The organism is Pedobacter sp. D749, assembly GCF_019317285.1.
Taxonomy (GTDB): Bacteria; Bacteroidota; Bacteroidia; order Sphingobacteriales; family Sphingobacteriaceae; genus Pedobacter.
In genome coordinates, this window is sequence record NZ_CP079218.1 from 170,981 (window position 1) to 193,365 (window position 22,385).

18 protein-coding genes and 1 tRNA gene are annotated in these 22,385 nt (G+C 39.9%); 13 read left to right on the forward strand and 6 right to left on the reverse strand.

Features of this window, described 5'->3' with window-relative positions; all coding sequences use genetic code 11:
- Window positions 1-1,096: 1,096 nt before the first annotated feature.
- On the reverse strand, window positions 1,097-1,972 hold the full coding sequence (locus KYH19_RS00765) for a hypothetical protein (RefSeq protein WP_219077196.1): 876 nt from the start codon (window positions 1,970-1,972) through the stop codon (window positions 1,097-1,099).
- Window positions 1,973-1,975: 3 nt separating this feature from the next.
- Window positions 1,976-3,223, reverse strand: a complete 1,248-nt coding sequence (locus KYH19_RS00770) for a YdcF family protein (RefSeq protein ID WP_219077197.1) — start codon at window positions 3,221-3,223, stop codon at window positions 1,976-1,978.
- A 325-nt stretch (window positions 3,224-3,548) separates the two neighbouring features.
- Here KYH19_RS00770 and KYH19_RS00775 point away from each other — a divergent pair, with 325 nt between their 5' ends.
- Both KYH19_RS00775 and KYH19_RS00780 read left to right on the forward strand, forming a co-directional pair.
- Window positions 3,549-6,830 (forward strand): TonB-dependent receptor, encoded by a 3,282-nt coding sequence (locus KYH19_RS00775; RefSeq protein WP_219077198.1) that lies wholly within the window; start codon window positions 3,549-3,551, stop codon window positions 6,828-6,830.
- Between the two features lie 10 nt (window positions 6,831-6,840).
- Window positions 6,841-8,370, forward strand: a complete 1,530-nt coding sequence (locus KYH19_RS00780) for a RagB/SusD family nutrient uptake outer membrane protein (RefSeq protein ID WP_219077199.1) — start codon at window positions 6,841-6,843, stop codon at window positions 8,368-8,370.
- 928 nt (window positions 8,371-9,298) lie between these two features.
- Here the strand turns inward: KYH19_RS00780 and KYH19_RS00785 are convergent.
- On the reverse strand, window positions 9,299-9,916 hold the full coding sequence (locus KYH19_RS00785; RefSeq protein ID WP_219077200.1) for an XRE family transcriptional regulator: 618 nt from the start codon (window positions 9,914-9,916) through the stop codon (window positions 9,299-9,301).
- A 126-nt stretch (window positions 9,917-10,042) separates the two neighbouring features.
- Here KYH19_RS00785 and KYH19_RS00790 point away from each other — a divergent pair, with 126 nt between their 5' ends.
- From KYH19_RS00790 to KYH19_RS00805, 4 genes are all read left to right on the forward strand, one after another.
- Entirely contained in the window at window positions 10,043-11,209 is a 1,167-nt protein-coding gene (locus KYH19_RS00790) for a hypothetical protein (RefSeq protein ID WP_219077201.1), read from the forward strand.
- Window positions 11,199-12,026 carry a HEPN domain-containing protein gene (locus KYH19_RS00795; protein ID WP_219077202.1) on the forward strand — a complete coding sequence of 276 codons (828 nt, stop codon included), beginning with the start codon at window positions 11,199-11,201 and terminating at the stop codon, window positions 12,024-12,026. Before KYH19_RS00790 ends, KYH19_RS00795 begins: the two co-directional genes overlap by 11 nt.
- A gap of 736 nt (window positions 12,027-12,762) precedes the next feature.
- Window positions 12,763-13,602 (forward strand): 5-dehydro-4-deoxy-D-glucuronate isomerase, encoded by an 840-nt coding sequence (gene kduI / locus KYH19_RS00800; protein ID WP_219077203.1) that lies wholly within the window; start codon window positions 12,763-12,765, stop codon window positions 13,600-13,602.
- A 68-nt stretch (window positions 13,603-13,670) separates the two neighbouring features.
- Window positions 13,671-14,435 (forward strand): SDR family NAD(P)-dependent oxidoreductase, encoded by a 765-nt coding sequence (locus KYH19_RS00805; protein WP_219077204.1) that lies wholly within the window; start codon window positions 13,671-13,673, stop codon window positions 14,433-14,435.
- 127 nt (window positions 14,436-14,562) lie between these two features.
- On the opposite strand, the gene KYH19_RS00810 is transcribed toward KYH19_RS00805, so the two are convergent.
- Window positions 14,563-15,189 carry a carbonic anhydrase gene (locus KYH19_RS00810; protein WP_132403240.1) on the reverse strand — a complete coding sequence of 209 codons (627 nt, stop codon included), beginning with the start codon at window positions 15,187-15,189 and terminating at the stop codon, window positions 14,563-14,565.
- Between the two features lie 893 nt (window positions 15,190-16,082).
- Complete coding sequence (locus KYH19_RS00815; protein ID WP_219077205.1) at window positions 16,083-16,724, reverse strand: Crp/Fnr family transcriptional regulator; 642 nt, start codon at window positions 16,722-16,724, stop codon at window positions 16,083-16,085.
- A 78-nt stretch (window positions 16,725-16,802) separates the two neighbouring features.
- Between KYH19_RS00815 and KYH19_RS00820 the strand changes: the two genes are divergently transcribed.
- From KYH19_RS00820 to KYH19_RS00850, 7 genes are all read left to right on the forward strand, one after another.
- On the forward strand, window positions 16,803-17,498 hold the full coding sequence (locus KYH19_RS00820) for an HAD family hydrolase (RefSeq protein WP_219077206.1): 696 nt from the start codon (window positions 16,803-16,805) through the stop codon (window positions 17,496-17,498).
- The gene (locus tag KYH19_RS00825; RefSeq protein WP_219077207.1) at window positions 17,495-18,139 is read left to right on the forward strand and encodes a chloramphenicol acetyltransferase; all 645 of its coding nucleotides are present in this window, start codon (window positions 17,495-17,497) and stop codon (window positions 18,137-18,139) included. The genes KYH19_RS00820 and KYH19_RS00825 overlap by 4 nt, the downstream gene beginning before the upstream one ends.
- Window positions 18,140-18,211: 72 nt before the next feature.
- Window positions 18,212-18,418 carry a hypothetical protein gene (locus KYH19_RS00830; RefSeq protein WP_193425716.1) on the forward strand — a complete coding sequence of 69 codons (207 nt, stop codon included), beginning with the start codon at window positions 18,212-18,214 and terminating at the stop codon, window positions 18,416-18,418.
- Between the two features lie 123 nt (window positions 18,419-18,541).
- Window positions 18,542-18,618 (forward strand) — tRNA-Ala (locus tag KYH19_RS00835).
- An 89-nt stretch (window positions 18,619-18,707) separates the two neighbouring features.
- Complete coding sequence (locus tag KYH19_RS00840) at window positions 18,708-18,974, forward strand: hypothetical protein (RefSeq protein WP_219077208.1); 267 nt, start codon at window positions 18,708-18,710, stop codon at window positions 18,972-18,974.
- A 268-nt stretch (window positions 18,975-19,242) separates the two neighbouring features.
- The gene (locus KYH19_RS00845; RefSeq protein ID WP_219077209.1) at window positions 19,243-19,659 is read left to right on the forward strand and encodes a lysozyme inhibitor LprI family protein; all 417 of its coding nucleotides are present in this window, start codon (window positions 19,243-19,245) and stop codon (window positions 19,657-19,659) included.
- A gap of 71 nt (window positions 19,660-19,730) precedes the next feature.
- The gene (locus KYH19_RS00850) at window positions 19,731-20,240 is read left to right on the forward strand and encodes a hypothetical protein (RefSeq protein ID WP_219077210.1); all 510 of its coding nucleotides are present in this window, start codon (window positions 19,731-19,733) and stop codon (window positions 20,238-20,240) included.
- Window positions 20,241-20,477: 237 nt separating this feature from the next.
- Here KYH19_RS00850 and KYH19_RS00855 read toward each other — a convergent pair whose 3' ends face one another.
- Window positions 20,478-22,361 carry a carboxypeptidase regulatory-like domain-containing protein gene (locus KYH19_RS00855; protein WP_219077211.1) on the reverse strand — a complete coding sequence of 628 codons (1,884 nt, stop codon included), beginning with the start codon at window positions 22,359-22,361 and terminating at the stop codon, window positions 20,478-20,480.
- Between the last annotated feature and the right edge of the window lie 24 nt (window positions 22,362-22,385).

Here is a 22,385-nt window from a genome sequence, read left to right on the forward strand (position 1 = left end):
AAAGTACCCAAAGCGCTTTGTCAATCCAGCAATGTGGCTTTTCACTGCCCCACGCACATCAAAAAAACAGCGGCACTTCGTTTTGTGTTCAATTTATATTAAACTTTGAATTCAGTGAAAAGAACACAAAGCCACTGCGTTTCAGGTTTGTTAGTGCTATTTGCATTATTGTACACCTGTTTTTTTGATTCTTCTGCCACTTGGGATTGACAGCGTTCTTCGGTTAGGCCAGTGGTTTATTAACGGGAGTTAGCAAAATGCCTAAAAACAAGACAGAATAGATGTGTTCTGATAGTAGCTGCTTCGGGCCGAGGTATAATTAGCCAAACCAGCTTTTCATTTTTGAGGTTGCAGTGTGCACAAACCTTTGTTTATAAACCCGACAGTAGCGGCAGCCTCCGATTTTTTTCTATCGGAGCTATAGCGAATGGCGGGACTGTAAACTGCCAAGAACCACAAGCCATTCGTTTCCTAATTTGAAGAAATAGTGAGTATTTTTATTTCGGTCGGTGAGACACCGACCGATAGGAGGAAAGAAGGGTTGCTGTTTAGTTGTATGGTTTAGTAGATGATGACAAATGATAGGATAAGCCGCTTAGTGTCATCCTGAGCGTAGTCGAAGGATCTTTTACTAGATCAACTTACATGATCTTATATTTCTTCTATGGTTAAACGTATCCAAGGGTCTTCGACTCCGCTCAGACTGACAAAATGTGGTAAGTGCAAGCTTATGTTTTGGAGCGCAAGGCTTCTGCAACACAAAAAGTTTTCTCCCGTTTTACGCTTTTACGCTTCGCTTCCTCGTACCTCGTTGCTGCAGGGTAAACGCTTCAACCGGTGCTAAGTGGCTAAAGCAGTATTTCATTTGTAAGGTTGCAGGGTGCACAATCCGTAGTTTATAAACCCGACAGCAGCGGCAGCCTCCGATTTTTTTCTATCGGAGCTATAGCGAATGGCGGGACTGCAAACTGCCAAGAACCACAAGCCCTCCATTTCCTAATTTGAAGAAATAATGAATATGTTCCATTTCGGTCAGTGAGACACCCGACCGATAGGATAAATTTATTGCTGTATTGTTTTATTGTTGGGATTGTCGCTAATCGCCAACCGAGAAATCCATAAAACTCACATTATTTTTACGAGCAGAGCTTACGGCAATCCCTTTATTGGCCTTATCGGTAAAGGTAAAACCTTCCAGTTCATCCAGTTTGTCGGTTTCTATCACTTTGATAACAGATTCCTGGCCGCTGGCAAGTGATCTTTCCAGATTTAGAAAGGTCAGTCGCCATTTGCGGCCTTCAATCTGGTTTTGGATTAGAACCAATATACCTTTATCTGCAATCCAGTGTAGATTTTGGACCCATGGTGAGCAGGTGAATTTTTTAAAGAGGATTCCCTTTTCACTTGTTTTATCGGCTTTTGATAAGGCTTCGGGATTGTACAATCGTACTTCGTTTGCTTTATTGCCATAATCGGCAGTGGCTACAAACCATTTGCCTTTGTAATTTACATATTCTGGTCGTGTACCCTGGATACAGGCATCATCTTCTATGCTTTTAATCAGGTTTCCATCTAATTTTCTGGTTTTTAAAAAGCCATCCCAGTTGATGCAATTAATTACCGCTTTCCAAAGAGTGCCTGCTGCATTTTGTTTAACCGAATTGCCCACAAATGTTGGTAAACCCTTATGGTAGGCTATCCCGGTAGGGTGTTTGATGATATTTTCGCCTTTAACGGTGAATTGGTATTCCCGATGCTGATAAATTAAAGAATCTTTCCGGAGCTGATATTCGCGCATTACACCTACTTCTCTGTCGCCGTAAAGAAAATAACGGCCATTCTGGTAAGAAATCCCCTGACATGCACCTAATGAGTCGATTGTAACTGTTTTCGTGATTTTTCCTTCCATTTTATTGTACCTGGCTACAAAAAACATCACGATAAGGACTAAAACAGGATTTAATGTTTTCATCAACTAAGGATCTAACGGTTCATCAAAATCGATCTGTAACGAAGAGGTATTCAAATAAAATTCTGATTCGGTATCACTTAAACGTTTTCCGTTTTTGTAAGGATAGTAGCCGAGTTCTTTTTTGCAGCGCTCGGGGAGCAGATTGGTGATATTATAACTCTGCGATTTTACGGTACAGGCTAAACCCGGTTTATCTATCGGCATACCGTACCTGAACATCAGTCTGGCACAATTGCGCAGGTTGGTGGTGGTGTGGCGGGCATGTGGTTCCATAATAATGGCACTTTCGGGGATTTGAAGCACTTCTATCAGGAATTTCTTCATTTCGTAGGCTTCACTGAATTTGGTTTTGTAAGGATGTACCCGTCCGCCCGAAACCACGATGAATGGAGCCATGCCTTTCTGGTATTGCAAAGCCGCTAACCGGCAACGGATCATTCCGCCAGCACTTAAGGCTACTTCTTTTTCCTCCGGACCAGCACCTGGAACCAGGATTACGCTGTATGGATATTTTTTCCAGTCTGTTTTTTTGATCAGGTTAATGGCGGCAAGGTTTACGCCTTTAGCCATCGGTTCGTAATCGGCGGCATCATTGCGTTCGTTCAATTCTAAAGCTTCCAGTGCAAATAACATGGCAGGTTCGAAAAAGAGCTTAGTATTGCCCTGCAGCGATAACAATGCACTGGCAGAGGTGAGTTCTGCATATTCTTTATCCCTTAAACTAAAGCTGATCGAGTCTATTTTCGGGTAATTGGGTTTCTTTCCTTCTACGTAAACACCAATTGCATAATTTATAGCACTGGCATCTTGTTCCCAGGCCTTAACTAAAAGGGCTTTGTGTTGCTCTTTGGCAAACATGGAATAACAACCTGAGGGGATCAGATGATTTTTTACCAAATCTCCCAATGAATTATTTTCTGTATAAAGCAGCGCCAAACGGTTTCCAATACGGGCTATTTCTTCATTGTTGAATTTTAAAGCGTTGGCATAACAACTAATATCTGTTTTGCAGGTTTTCACCGCTTCATTTACCTGTTTGGTTTTTGATTTATAGATGTTGCTGAACGCCGTATCTGTACTGAGCATTTTGCGTAGTGCGGGCAATTGCTGAAAAAGCGTAAGCAGGTAATAATTTTTGTATTGTACTTCGTTTCTGGTCTTAATTAATTGATAAGATTGTTGCGGTGCATCCTGTGCAGCTAAACCTGTGTAGAACAGGCAGAGCATAAGGAAAGGATAGAGGGATTTCATCGAAAAGGTTTTGGAAGCAAATTTAAAGACCTCCCATTAAAGAAACATTAAGAGGGTGTTATGCTTTAATTCCTCAATAAACCGATTTAGGTGTTGTTTAATTTGGCTTAATGTTAATTTAAAGTATACGTCGTGATTGGTGTGAAGAGTTAACACAGGGGATACATCGTGTTAAAAGTACACTCATACTTTTGTCGCCGTAGAACGCTCCGCAAATTAACCTGTTAACGATAAAGGATAAGCCTATGTAAATGTGAAAATCTACGCTTCTACTTAAAAACACAAAACCCAATTATATTTCAAAACCATTACTAAGAACAAAAAGATGACATCATTTTTTTTAACCGCAGGTATAAAAAATACCTGCCGGAAATTGCTTTTGCCTTTAGGCTTACTGGCCATTTGTAATTCAGAAGCAATAGCAGTAAACCACGGTATGCTTGCCTCAGGATTACACCGTAAAACCTTTGCTTCGGTAAGCGGAACGGTTACCGACCAAAACAACCAACCTTTACCAGGTGTAAGTGTATTTGAAAAAAAGACCAAAAAAACAACGGTTACCGATGCTAATGGTAAATACGCCATTTCAGTTGAGGATGGGGCAATTTTAGTATTCTCTTATATCGGTTACGATAACCAGGAAGTTATGGTTAACGGACGCCAAAATATTAATGTTATATTAAAAGAAAGCAGCAATACCCTAAATGAGGTTGTGGCCATTGGTTACCAGAAGATCAGAAAATCGGATGTAACCGGTGCCATAAGTAGTGTGAAGGCCAGTGAGATGAATTTAACTTCTCCTACTGTTGGTCAGGCCCTGGTGGGTAAAGTTGCAGGTGTACAGGTATCACAAACCAGTGGTGCACCATATTCGGGCACTAAAATCAGGGTGAGGGGTATCGGTTCTATTAACGCCAGTTCTGATCCTTTGTACGTAATTGATGGTTATCCGGCAGGAAACAACGTATCCATCAATCCGGAGGATATTGAAACCATCGACATTTTAAAAGATGCGGCCTCCGCAGCCATTTATGGCTCAAGGGCATCGGGTGGGGTTGTGCTAATTACCACCAAAAGAGGTGCAGATGGAAAAGGTAAATTTGAATACGATGTTCAGGGCGGAATTTCTCAGTTGGCTAAAAAAGTAAAATTATTGGATGCCAACCAGTTTATCCAATTGTTAATTGATGGAAGGAACAATGCCTATAAAGATTTATGGGTAAACTCGGGCAAAACCTGGAATGATGCGATGTTTAGCGACAACAATACTACCCGTATCGCCAATGTAGGTAATGGAAGTAGCGTAAGCATACCAGCCGATCTTTATAATTTTAGCACGCAACAGGCTATCCCTGCTGCCTATAATACCGATTGGCAGGATGAACTTTACCGCAATGCTGCTTTTCAACGCCATAACCTTTCCTTTTCTGGCGGTACCAAAGATGTAAAATACTTTTTAAGCGGTGGTTACCAGAATAACGATGGTATTGTAACCAACACCAACCAAAAGGTAACCAACTTCAGGGGTAATATTGATGGCAAGGTGAGTGAACGTTTACGTGTAGGCGCAAATATTTCATATACGCAAAACGATAACCGCGAAGTGAGGGAAGGTCGTTATGATTTAAGTCCGATGATGTCGGCTTTGATTTACCTGCCTTACCTGCCGGCAAGGGATGCCAATGGAAACCCGATCCAGTTTGGCATGGGTGCTTTATCCTCTCAATACGGTATCCAAAACCCTGAGAATCCTTTGGCTACAGTTGAACAAGTAAAAATTACCAGAAAGGGGGCTAGAAGCACCTACAATGCCAATGCTACCTATACCATATTGGATGGATTAGATTTTAAAGCCAATTTAGGTACGCAAAATTATAATGAAAAATATGATTTTTATCTGCCAACGAGCTTAAGTAATGGCAATAATCCGCCTTATTCTACTGCTTCGATAACGGCGGCGAATGCCATTGCACAAACGCTTAGTCAGGTTGATCAGCTTGGTGAGTTTACCCTACACTACAATAAAACCTTTGGTAAACATAAAATTGATGTGCTTGGAGGATATTCTGCGCAAAAAACAACCAGTGATCTGATCCGTATTTCTGCCAGTGGTTTCCAGAATGATAAAATAGGTGAAATTACCGATAAAGGTGCCGATGCAGGATTTTTGACTTTAATTACCGACGGAACGAATAAAACAGCTAAAGCTACCAACACCTTACTTTCTTATTTCGGCCGTTTCAGTTATAACTATGCCGGCAAATACTTTTTAACCGGTTCATTTCGCCGTGATGGATCATCAAGGTTTGGTCCGTTAAATAAATATGGTAATTTTCCTTCGGTAGCCGCAGGATGGAACCTTTCGGAAGAGGATTTCTATAGTAATTTTCTTGGCGAACAATCAACTGTTAAGTTAAGGGCAAGTTGGGGATTGAGTGGTAACAACAACATCCCGAATTACAGAACTGCACAAGAAATGAGTGCACCTGGTGGTGTGGTTTTTGGAAATGCGATTTCTACGGGGATCTGGCCAAATGCCATTCAGGATCCGAAGCTGGGATGGGAATCTACGTCTCAGTATAATTTTGGTACTGATATCAGCCTATTCAAAAACCGCCTAAATATCATTGCCAATTATTACCTGAGTTATTCGTATAATTTGTTGTTCAACCAACCAATTTCTGCCGTATCAGGAACTTCTTCAATCCTAACTAATCTGGCCGACAGTAAAATCCGCAATAAAGGTTTTGATATCCAGCTGGATGGAAGAATTATCCAAAAACAGGATTTTACATTGGGCCTTAGCGGAAACATTGCCGTTAACCGCAACAAAGTATTGAATATGGGTGGAGCAAGTACCATTTTAACCAATGGTGCTGAGCGTTCATATTTAACACACATTACACAAGAAGGTCAGCCTGTAGGGATGTTCTACGGATTTAAGGCTTTGGGTAGAATTACTGCCGATAATCTGGGCAAGGTTGCTCCATCAGCTTCTTCAACCAATCCGGCAAAAATCGGTGATCTGTATTTTCAGGATACCGACGGTAACGGAATTGTAAACGATGCAGACAAAACTGTTATTGGCACACCATATCCTAAATTTACCTATGGTTTTGCCTTAAACACTTCTTACAAAACGTTTGATTTAAGGGCATCTTTTAACGGATCGTATGGAAACCAGGTGTTGGATGGTCAGGATTATTACCTGTATAATTTTGAAGGTTCGGGAAACCAATATGTAGAGGCTGCCGATCGTTACAGAAACGAGGCCAATCCAGGTAGTGGCTTAAACTACCGTGCATCGCGTGCAGGTACGCAAAGTAACAGTACCCGTTTATCGTCTTTCTATATTCAGGATGGATCTTACTTCAGGTGTACCAACATTACTTTAGGTTATACCTTCCCTAAAACACTCGCCAATGCTATAAAAGTGAGTAATATCCGCGTTTATGCCAGTGTTGATAATGCCTTTACGATTACTGATTACAAGGGTTATAACCCGGAGGTTGATTATAGTGGAGGTTCTAATTTGACTCCTGGTGTAGATTATGGTAACTATCCATTGGCAAGAGCTTATAACCTGGGTATTAAACTTACTTTTTAGAATTACAGAAATGAAGAACAATATTTATACAATTTTGGCCCTTGGAGCAGTTTTAACGCTAAGTGCCTGTAAAAAAGATTTTTTAGCACAAAACAACCCAAATGCGGTTACCGTTGAAGACTATTTTAAAACTGAAAACGATGTATTGCTGGCTGTAAACGGTGCTTACCAGTCGCTGAGGAGTAGTAATACCCTGGGTGAAAACAGTGGACTGTTTACCGATGAGCGCTCGGACGATGCGGGGAGAAATGACAACCAAAGTAATGCAGGAGAACCCTTTCAGTTTAATGATTTCTCTTTATTGCCAAGTAACTCTTATTTAAAAACACACTGGCTGGCGCTTTTTAACGCGATTACCAGAAGCAACGTAATTTTAGCAAATATTGATAAGGTAACCTTTGTGACGCCTGCAAATAAGATCAATTACACTGCCGAAGCTAAATTTATCAGGGCAATTATGTATTTCGAGCTGGTAAGGAAATGGGGGCCTGTACCATTAGTTACCAAACAATTGAATAATTCTGATGAGGTTACTGCAGCAACTTTCCGTGTACCTGAGGCTGATGTTTACAACCAGATTGTTGCCGATTTAAAAGATGGTTTAAACAGTACGCTGCCAAACTTCCAGTCAACAGCGAATATCGGAAGAACATCTAAAGCAGCCATAAATGCTTATCTGGGAAAGGTTTATTTAACCATGGCGGCCACCCTGCCAAACAATAAGGCCGAAAACCTAAGCAATGCCAATACTTACCTGTTGGCCGCTTATAATATGAAAGCTTTTGGGAACCTTTCCGAAATTCCATATACTGATGTTTTTGACGTAACGAAAAAAACAACCTGTAAAGAATTGATTTTCCAGATTTCTAACAAACAGGGCGATATTAATTATAGCTCAAGCATCGCTGCCAACAACCAGGCAAAAGGAGAAACCATTAATTCGTTAAAGGTTTCTACCGGTATTGGTGGCAATGTAAAGTTAGACCTGATTAATGAATATGAAACAAGTGATTTAAGGAAAGATTTTTCTGTAAAGTTTGCAAATGATGCTACGGTAAAAGATTGGTTTATTACCAAATTCCGCGATGCGAGTGCCTTGGCAACCAATAATGGTTACGGAGGTAACGACTGGATTTTAATGCGCTATGCCGATGTAATTTTGATGCTTGCTGAAGTTAATATGTTGCAGGGAAACGATGCTGTGGCGATTCAGTATTTGGATATGGTAAGAACAAGAGCAGGTATGCCAGTTTACGCGGTTGCCAAAACGGATGCTACCTATGCCGCTAAATTTCCGACCTTAAAACTAGCCATTTTACACGAGCGTAGGGTAGAGTTTGCTTTCGAACACCAAAGATGGTTCGATTTAATCAGGAATTTTAATGCTGCAGAGTTGGTTACTTACTTAAAAGCGAAATCACAATCATCGTATGGAATTGCTAAGCTGTCTAACGTAACCACAAAAGACAGGTATTATCCTATTCCTTTTGATGAAGTGAAATTAGATCCGGTTAAAATGTACCAGAATCCGGGTTACTAAACAAGTTGTGATGTATTAAGAAGAGCGGCCTGATTAATGATCGGGCCGCTTTTTTAGTTTGGAGTTCTGGGCGTGTATTTTATCTAAGTCTATTCAATAAACTGTGCGATTGATTAAATTTTCCCCGATTTTCTCGGGAAGCGACCTTGGCAGATTTTAAAGAGCGGTCGTCATTCTCGCGCATGCCTATCGTGTGGGCATATCTCTGTTAATTTACATTTGTTTTTAGCGTAGTTACCTAGGTCGATCGTCATGCTGAATTTATTTCAGCATCTTTCCTGCTAATAGCAAGCTTTAATATCTTAAAAACTACTTTGGAGATAAATGTTGTTTTTTTTCGCTCTATGCCGCGGGGCATGGTACTTTGGAGCGCCAAAGTACCCAAAGCGCTTTGTCAATCCAGCAATGAGCCTTTTGCACAATCCTATGCGCATCAAAAAAACAGCGGCACTTCGTTTTGTGTTCAATATTTTTTTAAAAAATTTAAATCATCGGTTATGAACACAAAACCACTGTGTTTCAGGTTTGTTAGTGCCATTTTTACTGTTATGCACCTGTTTTTTTGATTTCCCCGGCTCTTGGGATTGACAGCGTCCTTGGTTAAAATCCGTGCTTTATTAAAGTTGGTTAGCAAAACGCCTAAAATACTTAAAAAAGATGTGTCGTCATTCTCGCGCAGGCGGGAATCTTAATGCAACATAAAAACCTACTAGTGCATTACGATTATTCATAAGTTTTTTCCTTTATTTAACGGCATTCATGAGCACTCCTTGGTTCCCAATCACCTCGATAGCTATCGAGGTGGGAATGACGATATCTCGCGCCCTTTCCTCTTCCCTACAATGTTTTTCTGAAAAACTGAACCCTCAGGATGACAATTTTTGAATACAAACCCAAACTCAAAACAGTGAACTGAAAACTGCTTTGCCTAAATAATATTCCGTGTAATTTTTCCTTTGATAATATAAAGTGCCAGGATATTTTTTTTGCTGACTACGGTATCGCCTTTAAAATTTGGATTTGAAGAACGGAGAATTAATTTAGTATCATCAGTATGCTGAAAAATTAGTTTTATGGTACGCAAGCTGTTACTATCTTCATCCGTCATTACCACATAAGCCTCGCCCCATTGTAAAATTTCGTAATTGGTAATTTCTTTTATCGCTATAATTTCGCCTGCGGCATATTGAGGATACATGCTATCGCCATAAACTGGTAAATAGGCCGTGCAATCGTTAAAAGGGAGATAATTTACCAGGTATTCTGCCCGCTGTTCTTCTACGATGCGGTCTTTCGCATCTGATAGGCTCATGTCGAAATAAGGAACGCCCTCTTTGCTTTCTCCAACGGCTCGTTTCTTTTTGAAAAAAGGTTCGCCAATTCCATCTTCAAGCCAGGTTAAATTGACGTCGAATTTCATTTCTAACTTATCTTTAATGGCATTAGATACGTTGACCCTTTCTCTTAAAATATCTGATAAAGAACCTTGTTGAATATTCAATGCAGCAGCAAAATCCTTTTGAGTCTTAAAATGTAGTAATTCCATTAAATTTTTTAAGCGCTGATTTTCATTCATGAGAAATGTTGATAAGTTTTATGAATTAATTATAGTTTAACTATATATTTTTTGCTAAATTCGTTAGCTAATATAATCATTTAAAAAATATACACTATGGAAGGGAACTTAAATTTTAAAAAAGAAACTGTGGCATTTATTGGTGCAATTGAAAGCTTTTTTTCAACAAATGGCGTAAGCTACCATTTAAATTTTTTAAAAAACTGGTTAATCCCTCCACAGAACGAATTCGATTTTTCGCCACAAAAGCACCCGGCACAGCTGTTGGTTTTTTACGAAAAACTGGTGCCGCTTTTCGATTATTCGGATTTAATTTTTAACCACAGTGAAACCGATACCGCATTTGTGAAAGCAATTGGGGCTGATGAATGTGGTGTAGAACGCGAAACGGTATTGCTCGATTACTATCCGAAACTGTTAAGCAGCGGAGAAATGCAAAACCCAAAACTTACCTTTCTTGATATTTTCCTGTTTTTTCAATCAGACACCTACAAGCTGGTTTACAAAGAATGGCTGTTGGCCGCATTGGAAAATAACCTCGATCTGGATTGGGACCATTATGTTGCGGAGTTTTACGAAAATACCAAAAAAATGCTGGAGGCTTGCTGGCTCATCCACGAAAGGATTATTACTAGAAATAGTTTCAAAAAGATCGATCGCTACTACCATATGGCCATATTCGAAAGTACATCGCCTTTGGCTTTCGAACAGGAATTATTTAACGATCCATTTAAAGCGATTCAATTTTTCTTTAGCCTGGATAACCTTAGCGGGCATAAAGCTTATTTAAAAAACTGGTACAAAGCTGCCCTGGCAGAAGAGCAGTGTGTGAGCGATGTGGCCGATTATTTTTTCTTCTACAACCAATTTACAAAACTGCTTAATGCGGGTTATTTAATTACGGCTAAAAAACTAACTTATCAAGGTGCCGGAGGTTTGCCCGCTGCTAAAGAGCAATTTATAAACAGCGATGCCTACCGCAAAGAACTATGTGAGGTAAATACGCTGACTGCAGTACATATAGAAAATCCTTACTTGTTTGTGGAGTCCTTTTTTATTCCCGAAAAAATTAAACAGCTGCGTTTAGGTCTCTTAGAGTGGTTGTATGCGGCTTTCAGTACCAGGAGCAGCATTAAACTAATGGATAAGGAATTTTTGTTTGAGCAGTATGAAAGCATGATGATGATTATGGAAGCCTTTTTTGTAATGATCAATACTCCTGCACTAATTGAAAATGATAAAGGAGGGTATTATGTGGAGTAAATCTTTAAACCTGGACCATGATGCGCTAAAAGATGAAAGCATAGTGCGTTTATTAAAGGGCATTACGGCTGCAGTACCTGTTCAGTATATTTATCTCCATAATAACTTTTTGGCTGGTAAGGCAGCACCAGAAATGCTGATTATGGTTTCGTTTAAACACGTGCGTATTTTAAACGAATTAACGCCGGTATTAAATATTGTGTTTAACGGGCAAATGGAATTGAGTTACCGGGTTTTCCATGTACACGAGGTGGAGCAGGAGTTACTGCAGGGAAGTTTGTTTTTTTACTATGCCACCACCGCTCAAAATTGTTTATTCAGTATTTCAGGAACTTTTCTAAACGGGGGCACACCGGAACTTGTTGCAGATCAGGTGAGCACTACGTATCAGCACGGAATTGATAAGGCCAATAAATTTTTATCGGGCGCAACATTCTATTTTAAACAGCAACATTTAGCATACTGCGCTTTTATGTTGCATCAGGTTTTCGATTTGATGTATGGGGCCATCGAAACTCTGGTAATGGGAAAGGATAAAAAAACACACCGCATTAAAGTTCATCAATTGTATATTAAACCTTATGTAAAGCCGCTTTCCGAGCTATTTAATGATAGGGAAGAAGAGGTTAGCCTGTTGCATTTGCTTGATGAGGCTTATCTGGCTGTGCGCTACGAAAACAATTACACGATCGGTGAAGCAGACGTGTTACGCTTGTTTGAGAAAGCAGATTTATTGTATGTGCTTGCAGAGCAGGTTTATCAGCGTATGATGAATAAGCATTTCGATCAACAGCTTAGCAGAATAGATACGGGGTAAGTGCTGCTGAGAAACTCTGAAGGGGTTTTCCCGAAATGTTTTTTTAATTCTGAACTAAATATTTACGATAGTTAAAACCTACCGAGTTGGCAATTTGTTTTTGTACCAGGTTATCCCAAAGCTTAAGTTGAATTTATTGTTTTTAGCTGAAAATGAATGTTCAGTATTTCTTTGGGAACAGCAGTCCCGTTATTCGCTTTATCCCGATAGAAGAAATCGGGATGCACGCTACTACCGGGTTTATGAACGGGGGTTTGTGCAAAAACTGCGAAAATTAATGTTTGCCGGCTGTACTATTAACCAGTAATAGTAATGCCTGCCCTGCCATATAGACCCGATTGGAGTGGTAGCTGCCGGCTTCACGCCGGCACTACAAACGAGCGGGAAGAAACCTGAATAATTGTACTGAATTTGCTCTCCAAATAATTGGAAAAAACTCGCTTTAGCTATTAAACGCAGATATTTAACGAAATGAAAATATAGACTTATTTTTCTGCCTTCTTGATCTGTTCGTAGTTCGCTTCGCCCGGCTTTTAACCCTAGGACTGCCTGCCGATCATAAATTCTGGACAGATGTACCCGCACCCTGAACCAGTTTAAAAGCCTGGAGCGGACAAACCACAAAAAAGGATTATAAAGTTGAGTATTCATACCAATAATAAATATCGTATAAATATATTTGCCATAGGATCTGTTATGAGTTCAGGTCCCGATCTCAAAACTCAATTTTTAACCAATGAATAAATTCGAAAGCCGTTACGCTCAAAGCCCTAAAGAAGTTAAACAAATGGATACCGCAGCTTTGCGGGAAAATTTCTTAATTGAAAACGTATTTGAGGCCAACCAGGTAAACCTAACCTTATCTCATTTTGACAGGTATATTGTTGGTGGTGCAATGCCTGTTGATCAGAAAATAGCACTTCCAAACCCTGATGATTTAAAAGCAACTTACTTTTTGGAACGTAGGGAACTGGGGATTATTAATGTTGGCGGAAAAGCTATTGTTACTGCTGATGGCGAAAAATACGAACTGGATTATAAAGAAGCTTTATACATTGGTAAAGGTACAAAAGAAGTGTTTTTTGAATCTGCCACACCAGGTGAGGCCGCTAAATTATACATCAATTCTGCTCCTGCACATCATACTTACCCTACTAAAAAGGTAAGCAAAGCCGAAGCGGAGATTGTAGAGTTGGGTACGCCAGAAACTGCTAACCACAGGATCATCAATAAATTATTGGTGAACAGCGTTTTGCCAACCTGCCAGTTACAAATGGGTATGACCGAGTTAAAATCGGGCAGTGTTTGGAATACCATGCCTGCACATACGCACGATAGAAGGATGGAAGCCTATTTCTATTTCGAAGTTCCAAAAGGGCAGAGTGTTTGCCACTTTATGGGCCAGCCGCAAGAAACTCGTCACATCTGGATGCAGAACGATCAGGCGGTAATTTCGCCAAACTGGTCTATCCATTCCGGAGCAGGTACAAGCAACTATACTTTTATCTGGGGAATGGCCGGCGAAAACTTAGATTATGGTGATATGGATCACTGTGCCATTAACGAATTGAAATAATAATTTCTTACCGTCATCTTATGAAGATTAGCGGAATGGAGAAATCTAAAAACTGAATTTTAAACATCATGTCTGACATATTTAATTTAGCAGGTAAAACTGCATTAGTTACCGGCTGTAAAAGAGGAATAGGGAAAGCTATGGCTTTAGCTTTGGCCGAAGCAGGTGCCGATATTATCGGTGTTTCTGCAAGTCTCGAACTTCAGGACAGTACTGTTGAAAAAGAAATTTTAGCACTGGGTAGAAAATTTTATGCTTACCAGTGCGATTTTGCTAAACGCGAAAAGACCCTGGCTTTTGCGGCTCAGGTAAAAGCAGATCATCCTGTTATCGATATTTTGGTAAATAACGCCGGAACGATTTTGCGTCAGCCAATTGCCGAACATTCTGATGAATACTGGGATGAAGTAATTGCGGTAAACCAAACAGCACCTTTTATTTTAACACGCGAAATTGGCAGGGAGATGATTGCCAGAGGCAGCGGAAAAGTAATTTTCACGGCATCATTACTGTCATTCCAGGGTGGTATTACCGTTCCTGGTTATGCCGCCAGTAAAGGTGCAATTGCTTCTTTAACCAAGGCTTTTGCAAATGAATGGGCCTCAAAGGGTGTAAATGTAAATGCGATAGCACCCGGGTATATCGCAACTGATAATACTTCTGCTTTACGCGAAGATCAGGATAGAAGCACTTCTATTTTATCGCGCATCCCTGCCGGAAGATGGGGAACGCCAGAAGATTTTAAAGGACCAACAATATTCCTGGCCTCACAGGCAAGCGATTATGTGCATGGAACAATTTTGACCGTTGATGGCGGTTGGATGGGACGATAAGAAAGTCCGAAGTATTTAGTCAGAAGTCCGAAGTTTGAGTGCATAAACACCTACTTCGGACTTTTGATTTCTTATAAACTTTGATTAGGAATTAAATGCTTCCGACCTCGGACCGTGGACCTCGGACTTAATATAAGTTATAAATCTCCTTAATATCCTTCAAAATGGCTTCGAAATCGATTTTAAGGTCGATTAATTTACCTGTATGGATATCGAAAACCCAGCCATGTACCGTTATCCCACGGTTGGTAATTGCTTCCTGCACTGCCGCGGTTTTTAACAGGTTCACGCATTGTTCCTGAACATTCAGCTCCACCAGTCTGTTGTAACGTGCACCCTCATCCTCAATGGCATTTAACTCATCTTTATGGATGCGGTAAACGTCGCGGATATTCCTTAACCATGGATTGAGTATGCCCATATCGGCGGGTTGCATTGCCGCTTTAACACCCCCGCAGTTGTAGTGACCACAAACCACAATATGGTTCACTTTCAAATGGCGCACAGCATAGTTTAGAACCGTCATTACGTTTAAATCTACGTTGTTTACCAGGTTGGCTACATTCCGGTGTACAAAAGCCTGACCAGGTTGTATGCCCATTAAATCTTCTGCTGTAACACGGCTATCTGAACATCCGATATATAAAAACTCGGGGCTCTGTCCTTTTGATAGTTCAGTAAAGTAATCAGGATTGATAGCCAGTTTATCGGCGATCCATTTTTCGTTGTTCTTAAAAACGTCTTCTACATTCATATTTGTGATTTAAATAGCCTTTTTGGATCTATAAATTATGTTAAACTGTTGTTTATGCGGATATAAAATTAACAAAGATTTCCTGATTCCGGCAGCATTCTTCATCTGTGATTGTTGTATTCAGATTGAAATAAATGGGCCATACAGATTTTCTTTTATAGATTGTTCTAACAAACTTTATCCTGAAATGTTTGCTGATTTGTGAGCTATTGAGGAAGGAAACGCAAGGTAGAAATTGTTGAGAGGTGTAGTACAGGTTTTGAATGTTAGCGCCTTCACGCTGACCTGTGGCGATAGGGAAAGCTGCGATTGAATTTGTTTCAGGTTTTATATTGCAGGCAAGAATTATTTCCAGCAAATAGGCCTATTGTGTTTAGCCCCTCTCTAAGGCGATCGTTCTGCTGATCCGAGCTATCGGATTAATTTTAGCATATTTCCTGGCTAGCTCTAACGCAAATATTGAAATTTTCCGCTCTATGCCGCGGTGGCATGGTACTTTGGAGCGCCAAAGTACCCAAAGCGCTTTGTCAATCCAGCAATGGGCCTTTTACACAACCCTACACGCATCAAAAAAACGGTGGCACTTCGTTTTGTGTTCAATAATTTTTTAAAATTAAATCATCGTTATGAACACAAAACCACTGCGTTTTAGGTTTGGCAATGCTATTTGTTCTTTCCTGCAACCGTTTTTTTGATTTCTCCGGCCCTTGGGATTGACGGCGTTCTTCGGTAAAATCTGTGTTGTATTAAAGTTGCTTAGCAAAAGGAGCAAAAAACCCAAACCAGAAGATGTGTGTACACGATAGGCAAAAAGTTGGAAAATTTCAATGACTTAAACAGATCATGAAAACACACGGTTGATTTTAAAATAGCTTTTGAGCGATAATAATAGATTATCTTAATCTTTCCAGCAGTTTTTTCATACTTGTTAGCTGCAGGATGTTTTTAAATTCAGGTGTGTCAAAACCACCCTTAGCGATTACCTGTTTCAGGCTTCTGTTAAAGCTTCTTACAGAGATACCCAGGTAGGCCGCCATGTCTTCCTTAGAGATGGAAATATGCTCATCAGCCTGTAATTTAAGCAATTTTAAAAGGGCATATTCTAAAGTATATAATTGTTGGAAGGATGCCCGTGTACTGGTCTGGATAATTCTGGTAGACAATTCCTGGAGTAAGATGGTAGTAAACTCACTACTTTTATTAATCAACGAAAGGAAAAGATGATCAGGTATCACATAGGCAGTAACCTCACTTATTGCCGCTACATTGCACAAACAATTGATCTTTTTTATAGCTTCTAATTCGCCAACTACTTCGCCCTTACCTAAAAATTCGATAATAAAATCTTTACCGTTTTCTTCAGAAATAAAACATTTGCTAATCCCATCTTTAATAATGTAAATGTTGCTGATTTGTTCGCCCTGCTCAATAAATCTATACCCTGCTTTAAAGTTTTTAAGCGTAATGGCCTCTTCTTTATTTTCGGCGCAAAAATGTTCAATAAATGACAGGAAAGTAAGGTTGGTACGTAGCATATTTATTTAGTCGAGACAAATGTCCTTTTTTAAAGGTAATTGTTGCTTTACTTTTGTGTTGCTAAAGTAAGCATAACCATGAAAAATCAAATTACTGTAATTGCTTTTGATGCTGATGATACCCTTTGGGTAAATGAACCCTATTTCCGCGAAACGGAAGAGCAGTTTGCAGGTCTTTTGGAAGATTTTATGCCCCGGCACAGCATTCTGGCAGAACTTTACAAAACAGAAATAGCCAATTTACCACTTTATGGTTATGGAATTAAAGGTTTTGTATTGAGCATGATCGAAACCGTTTTAAGGATAACAGCAGGTAAAATAGACCCTGTTGTGATTAGCAGAGCCATAGAACTGGGGCAGGAAATGCTCAATAAACCGGTAGAATTGCTTGATGGGGTAGAAGATGTACTGAAAGCCCTGCATGGAAAATATAAACTGGTAGTGGCTACCAAAGGCGATTTGCTTGATCAGCAACGAAAATTGACCAAATCAGGACTGGATCATTATTTTCACCATATCGAAATTATGAGTGATAAACAGGAAAGCGATTATCAAAAACTGCTCAAACACCTGGATTGTAAACCTGAAGAATTTTTAATGTTGGGCAATTCCTTAAAATCGGATGTTTTACCGGTACTAAATATTGGCGGACATGCCATTCACATCCCTTTTCACACTACATGGGTGCATGAACACATTGATCATACCATTGATCATATAAATTTTTACCAGATGGAAAGTCTATCTGATGTTTTACCAAAATTAATTGAATGAAAGAAAAAATAGATATCAATACCTGGATCAGAAAAGATCATTTTAAATTTTTTAGCGCCTTTGAAGAACCTTTTTTCGGCGTAACCGTAGAGGTAGATTGTACCGCTACCTACGAAGAAGCAAAAGAAAATAATGTTTCTTTTTTTCTTCTTTACCTGCACAAATCGCTGGTAGCCGCCAATCAGGTAGAGCCTTTTAGCTACCGCATTATAGATGGTGAAGTTTGGAAATACGATACCGTAAATGCTGCGGCTACCATTAACCGGCCAAACGGCACTTTTGGGTTTGGTTATATGGATTTCTATGAGGATTTTGAAGATTTCAGAACAGCAGCCAATCAGGAGATTGAAAAAGTACAGGCCAGCACTGGTTTAATCCCTTCCTCATCAGGCGAAAATGTAATCCATTATTCTGCACTGCCCTGGTTAAATTTTACTTCTTTATCGCATGCCCGAAATTATGCTTACCAGGATAGCTGTCCTAAAATATCTTTTGGCAAGCTTAGAGATGAAAATGAAAGAAAAATAATGTCGGTTTCTATACATGTAAACCATGCTTTGATGGATGGATTTAACGTTGCCCAGTTTGTAGACTGCTATCAGGCGCTGTTAAACCGCAAAGAAGTTAATGCGTATGGCTAATCTAAGCCTTGAATGAATAAAATCTAAAGGGGATTTAATACCCGGTTAATATTAGAAATTTATTTTCGGGTGATGTTTATAATTGCCGTTACTGTTCCGTTTTACCTTTTGGCTATTGTAGCCATGTGTTATATGGATACGGCTTTTAAGGCCATTATGTTTTTTGTAATGTTGCTCATTGCCACATTTGTACTTTTTTTATTCATCAATTATCCTATGCAATCGGCATTTGGTGTAATCTGTTTAATGGCATTGTTTGCTGTTAAAATTAAAGATTAATTAAAAAGATAAATTATCATTTGCATTCGAGAAAGTATTTGCTATTTTTGCTGCTCAAGCCGGAAGCTTGTTTTCAATATTGATTTGGTCATTCTCACTTTGGTTATTGAATATTTAAATTTTGGGGGATTAGCTCATTTGGCTAGAGCGCTTCGCTGGCAGTGAAGAGGTGATCGGTTCGAATCCGATATTCTCCACCATTAAAAGCCGATTTATTAACTTAGATCGGCTTTTTTTATTTGATGGAGAAAGTATCACTTTGAATGGAATAGATAAAGGTGCTGTGAAAATGAAAGTGCTTTACCTGAATCCCAGCTGGAATATCAATTACACTTCGACTTACGAATTCAAGGACAATAAGGTTAAAATTGGCATTTCGATAAATAAAATTAGCACCTATACTGGAGATATTTATAGGGAGAAGGATATGCGTGACTTCTTTAATAAGAAAGGTGAGGTTAAGGATGAAAAGGCAATAAAAGCATTAGAGGGATATTTTAATTCAGTAATAGAGAAATATTTCAAGGCGATCACCAGTAAAGATGAAAACTGGTAATAATTAAGTTTATGCCTCCGTTAACCGCAAAGCCCAGATGGGAACATGAAGTATTACAGTTTGCTTTGGAACATATTAGGTGGATAACCCGGGATAAATTGACCCCGTCTCACCAGCAATAGATTTGTTGTAATTTTTTGATTGGCTGCGTATTGGTAAATTGGCGAGAAGGGGTCAAATGTATTGATATGGCCAAGTATGGTAGAAAAATTGCTCAAACAAAAGGATCTTTCTATGGTTTAGATTGGTAATATCCATAATTAAACCCATGAAACACCTGTACCAATCCCCGATTTTCCTGTTGGCTTTTGTCGTTATGACTATGCTCTTTAGCGGTTCGACTTTTGCACAGTCACAAACTGCCATGAATATGAATGCCTATTCTGACTATAAAAAGGCAGATGCGGAACTAAATGGCGTGTACCAAAAGATCCTGAAAAGCTATTTCAGGGAAACTACTTTCATTAAAAAATTCAGGAATGCACAACGGCTCTGGATTCAGCTTCGTGATGCAGAACTGGCCGCTAAATACCCCAAGAGCGGAACCTATGGTTCGGTGGCACCCATGTGCGAATCAATATACCTGGAAACGCTGACCAGAGACCGGATTAAATTTTTAGATGTATGGGTTACGGGAATCGAAGAAGGTGAAGTTTGCCTGGGCTCCGTCAGGATGAAATCTTAACATTCCGGTCTTTCAATGATGCATTACTCAATCCTATCAATTTCCTATACTTTTACCTAACGCCAATAACAATGACTTTTTATCAGCTCCTAAAACGATTCTTTTGTCTAATCTTACTGATCAGTATATTAACCTGCTGTAAGAAAAAGGAAGATCAACCCCAACCCGAGGTAGATGTGCCGACGGTAGTTACAGGAAAGCTATACGGATCGCCTTTTACGGCGAAAGTGACACTGGAGCGTTATACAAAATTTAGTATGAACAACTATCGCCCCGAAGACCTGTTCAGTATATACCTGGCAGGAGATGGATCTAAAACCTGTAGCTCGCCATTGAGTGATTTTTCGATACGACTGACGGTGCCCAAAAAGACAGGCACTTTTTCGGGCAACGATACCTATATCCTGGTTAATGATCCGGGCGACCCCAGCGGTCAGAATGGTTCATTATTCTCTTCAGAACAAACCATTATCACCATCAGTTCCATCACAGGGGATAAGGTGAGCGGTCAAGTTAATGTGAAATGGCCGGAACAGAATATTGATTTTAAAGGACACTTTGAGGCTTACTATTGCAAATAAGATGAGAAATGTTACTTTCGATTAGGCTTCATTACCTGGGTAATCCAACGATGAGTATCTTTCCATCGGCTAAATCTGGCTCCATGGCTATAACTACGGTCATTAGAATAACCGAACAATAACTATCTATCAATATTGGCAGCATATACCAATCTGGAGGTAAGCTATGGCCATCCCGTAAAGGGCCATTAGTGGCCGACTGCAGGTGATAAACATAGTCAAGTTTGTATCCAGGCCTTATTTAACAAAAGCAGTCTTGACTGCGGTTTTATTAATTTGGCCTTTTACTGTGAACAGTTCTGTATCAAACCTGAACAAGGTAAAGTTGCCAAAATTAACTAAATACCTGCCGTTAGTGGTAGATATTGGTTTACCATAATAAAGCTCATTTATTGTTGGGAAAGTAAGCAGCGTTTTGCCGTTCTTATAATCCAGTATCTGCAGCCAGTTATCGGTATCAAAAGCATAGATAATCTCCTCTTCACCGCTTCTATAACTAAAATCGCCCGCATTGCCATGTGCCAGATAGGTTATCTTGCTGAGGTAGTTGTTTGCTGGGTTGTGTATATACTGCTCATAGGTCTGGATCATATAGAGGTTATTGTTCTTTTTATTCGGAACCACTCCACCAAGGGAACCATTTACTGGAATGGTTATATCCCTGATCACGTCCTGGACAGGGTCTATACTGAAAGTGATATTACTGAAATAAGCTTTGATAATCAGTTTGGTTCGGTCATAATTGACTTCTATCTTTCCATATTCATAGTTTTTATCCTTTTGCTTATGGTAATAAACCAGGTCGTTTTTTCGGCTGTCTATCATCTTCCAACTGGTGGCACTGCTCACCCTCGCGCCGCAGACCATTGCTCCGATGCCGGAGCTGGTAAAAGCAAGAGCCTGCGGATATATGGTCGGGTAGGTGTTATTGTCCCCGTCCAGCACTTCTAGTTTAATCTGTTTGACAATTGAACCGTCATCGGGATCCATCACATATATGTCCGGAGTATTCGTTAATAGGTAAATCAGTTTGTTGTAAGGGTTATAGACCAGTTTTCTGACCTTGAAATCGACCGGGTAATTTTTAATGACGGTAAAAGTTTCCATATCAATTTTTTGGACTATCTGCGTATCGAAAATAGAAAACCAGACTGTTTTATTATCATCGCTTACAAAGTATGTCGGCGTGCTCTCGCTCCAGACCGCAGGATAGGCAATCCGTTTAGAGAAAAAATCCACATTAAAGTTTTCGGTATAGCTAGCAATCTTATCCTTAAAGGTAACCTGGAAAGGGTAGGACTGGCCTAATCTGCCACAGCTATATTTGAAGCGTACTTCTTTGCTCATAGGTGTTCTGTTGTAGGCGAGGTCGCTTAAACAAAGATCATATTTGGAGGTGATCTGCACTTCACTCACTGGTGCACTGAAGGTCAAGATAACCGTATCGGTAATGGGATGGGTCATCGATACACTTAATAGCTTGATTTTGGGGTACTGGATGATCGTGATAACCTTGACGGCCATACCTGCCGTTAGTGTCAGGGTCGCGGTCCTTGCAGTATCCGCCTGGTTCTCTTCCGCAACAACATAGATGCCCTTGTCGCCCAGTCCTATCGGGTTGTCAACGTCTAGCCAATCGGTAGAAAGTGTTACCATCCAGGCGGTATTGGACTTTATTTTAATGAGATTCGAAGTCTTGGTATAAGGTAGCTGATAACTGTCCTTTTCGATTTCCAGAGTTGCTTCACCGACTTCCAGGTGAAAGTCCAGTTTTGTGGTACCATCCTGGGTTACAGTAGTTCTTTTACTTTCCGAAAGGTATTTTTCCTTGGCTGCCAGTATGCTGTAACCGCCAACTGGAATGCGGTCAAATGTGTATTTTCCTTCACCGTCGCTGAACACGTAAGTTCTCTGTTCGTTGTCCAGGGAAATTTTTACGCCGGAAAGCGGCAGTCCGTTCTTGCTTAAGACAGTGCCTGTGATAAGGCCGGTTGAGGTGATCTTTTCTTTTTCCTTTTTACAGGATTGCAGGCAGATAAAGACCAGCATAACCAAGGTCAGTGCGGTTTTTAAAAATCCGGATGTAGGTTTTTTTAAAGGGTTGAGAGCGGAATTATTCATAAACATTATTTGTGTAAAAATAGA